This window comes from Neisseria sp. HMSC068C04, assembly GCF_001810105.1.
In the GTDB taxonomy this organism is placed as follows: domain Bacteria; phylum Pseudomonadota; class Gammaproteobacteria; order Burkholderiales; family Neisseriaceae; genus Neisseria; species Neisseria flavescens_B.
Genome location: NZ_KV799901.1, coordinates 1 through 4,059, shown reverse-complemented (window position 1 = coordinate 4,059; position 4,059 = coordinate 1). Strand labels below are relative to the sequence as shown.

The 4,059-nt window shown below is 35.1% G+C and carries 3 protein-coding genes; all 3 read right to left on the bottom strand.

What is annotated here, in order from left to right; genetic code table 11:
- Nucleotides 1-231: 231 nt before the first annotated feature.
- The 3 genes from HMPREF2700_RS00555 to HMPREF2700_RS00545 are packed head-to-tail and all read right to left on the bottom strand — an operon-like array spanning nt 232 to nt 3,912.
- The gene (locus HMPREF2700_RS00555; RefSeq protein WP_210389837.1) at nt 232-2,118 is read right to left on the bottom strand and encodes a T6SS phospholipase effector Tle1-like catalytic domain-containing protein; all 1,887 of its coding nucleotides are present in this window, start codon (nt 2,116-2,118) and stop codon (nt 232-234) included.
- Between the two features lies 1 nt (nt 2,119).
- A complete protein-coding gene (locus HMPREF2700_RS00550; RefSeq protein ID WP_070589179.1) occupies nt 2,120-3,082 on the bottom strand; it encodes a hypothetical protein in 963 nt (320 codons plus the stop codon).
- Between the two features lie 44 nt (nt 3,083-3,126).
- Entirely contained in the window at nt 3,127-3,912 is a 786-nt protein-coding gene (locus HMPREF2700_RS00545) for a DUF4123 domain-containing protein (RefSeq protein WP_070589176.1), read from the bottom strand.
- Nucleotides 3,913-4,059: the final 147 nt, after the last annotated feature.

The following is a 4,059-nucleotide window of genomic DNA, read 5'->3' as shown; positions in this document are numbered from 1 at the left end:
CTTCCAGCAAACCGCCCAAGCCATGATTGCCAAATACATCGACCGTTCCCCTCTGTTGTCGTCTGGAAGGTAGCTTAGATACCCGATTATCAGGTATCTAAAGAAAATAAAAGAGGGAAATGTGTAATGGAAACAGCCGAAACCTATGTTTGTGGTTCGGCTGTTGATTGAAGAGAGTATTTAAAAAGGTTTCGGCCTCTACTACTCTTATCTTTTTAATTCGACATTGATTTAGTTGAAAGTTGCTTGACGAATAATATCGTTCACATTCACATTATTCGGAAAATTATTCTGCATATTTTTTATTTGTTGGTCTTTCTCTTTTTGTGCCTGTTTCATCGCTTCTGCTTCGACTCTTTCAATATGCGACAATGGCAGTACCGTCCGCCATCTCAGATACCCCCACGATTCGGCAGGCTCCGCTCTGAACCAACCGATAGAATCATGTACATACTGCTCAAACATTTTGATGGCCGCCTGCGGAGGTGCTTTGTCGTTCCAAATTTCTTTGATACCTTCTTTTTCCCACTGCTTGAGCTTTTCCGCCATCTGTACGATTCCTCCTAATAATGCCCTTTCACCGCTCAATTTTTCCTGTGATGTTCGATATGGCATTCCTGTCGTAGGATCTAGGCGGCCGTTTAAAAATAACAATTCCAGCTTCAATCTTTTTTCCGCATCCCTCAAGTCAGCAATATCCCTTTCCTTCATCCTTTTGGTTTCAACTTTGGCCAAATTTGCACTCATTACTTTTTCTAGCGTCCCATACCGCATTTTCCGCCAGCGGATATAGAATGCATACTGTTTGCGGATCATATCTCTCAAGTTTTCGCCACTTATATCGGTATTCTCACGGTAATTGTTAAAATCCCTAATTAAAATAGGATCAACTTTCATTATGTTTTTAATTGCTTGACTTTTACATTCCGAAGGAAGCAAAAATGGGACACCTGCTATGATAGCTTTCCGATACATAACAGATAAAGGAATTTGTGATAATTTGCCTGTATCAGAATCCACATTTACAGATTTTCCCTGTTCTGTTTTAGCATAACCACCACCCACATCCGAATGCACTCCAGGAAAAACGATTTCTTCACCCTTCATTCCTGCTATCGACGTAATTGGAAACGATCCGCGCGCTTCATGGGCTGCAACCAAATGTACTGTTTTATCTATTCCCGAAGGAAACATCAAATTCATTGCAGCCCATGAATGATGACCGTCTTCTTTACCGTGCAGTGCACGGGACGAATGTGCGCTTCCGACTGAAGCGACAGTATCAAATAAACCAAGAAATTTGATATTTATTCGAAATTTGATACTTAGTCCTGACAAATAAGTATTCATACGTGTACAAAATGAACGTGCAGCCGTTGCCCCTCGAGAGAAACCAAATACATAAAGATTAACTGCTTCAATTCTGGGTTGCTTATTATTTTGTAATCTATCAGTGTAAGGGTACAGCTCTTGGAGAAATTTTGTTTTACTTCCATCTACTCTTTGCGCCATAAGATTCAGTGTATTTGCAGGGATTTCTGAATTACCACTCATTACCATCAAAAGATTTAACACTTGTAACATTGCCCAGATAATACGTGCATCGCCATAATTTGCTAAAGCCTCCCCCATTTGATTACTATTTTCATTAGCATTATTATCTCCAACTTGCCTAAAAGGCGTACCAACCCCAGGTATATAAATTTTTCGATACATACTTTGATATGCAAGAGCCTCAGGAAAATATTCTGGATCTTTATCAATAGCAAATTTCATTTGTGATACAGGAATAGCTCTATTTTCCCATTCACTATCATAATAAACCGTTGCTGTTTGCTTAATCTGTTCTGGAGTTAAAATACCCTGCCCAGGAAATATGTCATACAACCTTGCTACATTACTATGACTTTGACTCGCTATATCAAAGTATTTATTGTTATTGGTCCCATCAAAAAAAATCCCAATATGAGCATACTTCGCACAAGTTGGGCAAGCTCGGCCTTTGTCATCTTTACCTCCCGGCTGTAGTTTTTTACGAGATTTAATAATATTGATTTGTTCTTTAGACAAATCAAATGGGTCCTTAGGACAATTATCTGCAAATTTTAAAATTGCCATTTCATTCTCCATACTCTGGCGAGCGCCAATTAATTTCACACATTCTTTTGTTACTTACATTCCATTTCCAATTTTGACTAAGACATTCTTTCTGCCAGTTTAAACAGTCTTGATAAGTCCATGAATCATAATATTTATTGTTTTTTTCTTTCATATTTTGCAATACTCTGCATCTTATTCTATTTTGTTTTGCAATATTGTCATCATTATTAACATAATGTGGTAAATTCTTATAACAAAATGCCTTATTATGTCGACTCAAGCATGCCGTTAGAGGATCGTCATATGACAATGGATGATCTTCCTTATTACTTCTTATCCTTAATTCTGCTCTATGACCTTCTAAAAAAACCATATGTATATCATCATACTGAAGATTATCAGATAGAATTAATTCTTGACTATAATATTGACTAGGGGTATCTTCTGAAACCATTTTTTCTTCCCATTTTAATAAAAAATGATTTTTTTTACTGTTACCTTTAAAGACTTGTATACAACATTTTTTTCCTTCTACCTGCAAAGGTTTAATATTATGCCCGGCATCAACTGCAAAATACCCTTTTAATTCTAATGGCTCATAAGCTGAAATATTAGAAGAAGGTTTATCACTTATATTATATAATTTATAATTAATATAACGATCCGCATAATAATTAATGGGGGTAATTGATACGTTAACACTTTCTCTATTTTTAATTTCTTGTACAGCTACATTCTTTAATTCTTGATAACCATCCTCCCACACAGTTCTTCCGTTTGGCCCAGATAGTGATGCGGCATAAGTATCAAGGAAGAAAATAGGAACAAAAAACAGTACACCACCTATTAAGAGTATAACCAGAAAAATACTAGACTTTTTACGAATACGAGCAAACTTAGGTAGGGTTACAATAACAATCAAAATTAAAAGCATTAAAATATAAACATGAAACAAGGCAAATGAAAAAAGATAAATGTTCATTGTTATCCTTTAAAATATTCTAAACAATTTCTTGATATTAAAATCTATCTAAAAGAACTCTTCCATTGTTCCAACTTATTCGGTAATGACTGAGAATATTGCTCAATAAATTCGTTTATTAAAAATAATGAGGAAGTAATATCTTCTTTTCCTAATTCATTATTGATATCTTTCCAGAGCTTAGACTTAATATTTCCGCTTATATCTTCTGACCGTATCAAATATTCACAAATCTCTAAAAACACGGTATAGGGGATTGTCTCATCCAAAATATTTTCATATTCAACATTAGTTAATTCCAAAATTCCTTTTAATTTAGAAACATTGTTGACAGGTTGATTCTCAATCAAATGCCATTCTCCAACTATATCAGGATAGAACCACTTTATGATAGGAGAAAAAAAATACTTCCGATGCTCATCAGATAATGCTTTTTTCAAAATAGGAAGAATCCTTGTATCAAAGAACCGTAGGATCAGTACTTGATCATCTTGAGTCTGACATAAAGAATATTGTCCCAAATGTTCTGCTAATTTCTTCGATGACAAAGGAGAGATAATTATGCTATATACCGGAGAATCAAGTATTTTTTTACAAATTTTCTCAATTTGGTAGACGAAATTCTGTCTATCCAACTCAAATAAAACTGGAGAGAGTGTTTCATCTTCCATTTTTAAGATATTCTTCCATATCGGAATCCCCTTATTCATGACAAAGTTGGAACGCCATTTCTTTTTTAATTGACTATTATCAAATAATAAATATAGGTTTTGTGAAGTATCTGTACTTAAAAATTTACTGACAACTTGGATTACTTCTTGATAATTCATTTGATTTCCTCTATTTATTTAATATTGCAAAAGGACTACCATTTTCTGCCGCACGCTGTAAACAGTCTTCACATATAGTTAAAGGGAATTCAGGTAATGCAACAATAAAGCCTTGCGCCCCATTCACCACCAACGGCGCCCTCACCC

What these genes read in the sequence shown, in the direction of transcription:
- HMPREF2700_RS00550 (WP_070589179.1), bottom strand. Translation starts at nt 3,082, where the DNA reads ATGAACATTTATCTTTTTTCATTTGCCTTGTTTCATGTTTATATTTTA.
- HMPREF2700_RS00545 (WP_070589176.1), bottom strand. Translation starts at nt 3,912, where the DNA reads ATGAATTATCAAGAAGTAATCCAAGTTGTCAGTAAATTTTTAAGTACA.
- HMPREF2700_RS00555 (WP_210389837.1), bottom strand. Translation starts at nt 2,118, where the DNA reads ATGGCAATTTTAAAATTTGCAGATAATTGTCCTAAGGACCCATTTGAT.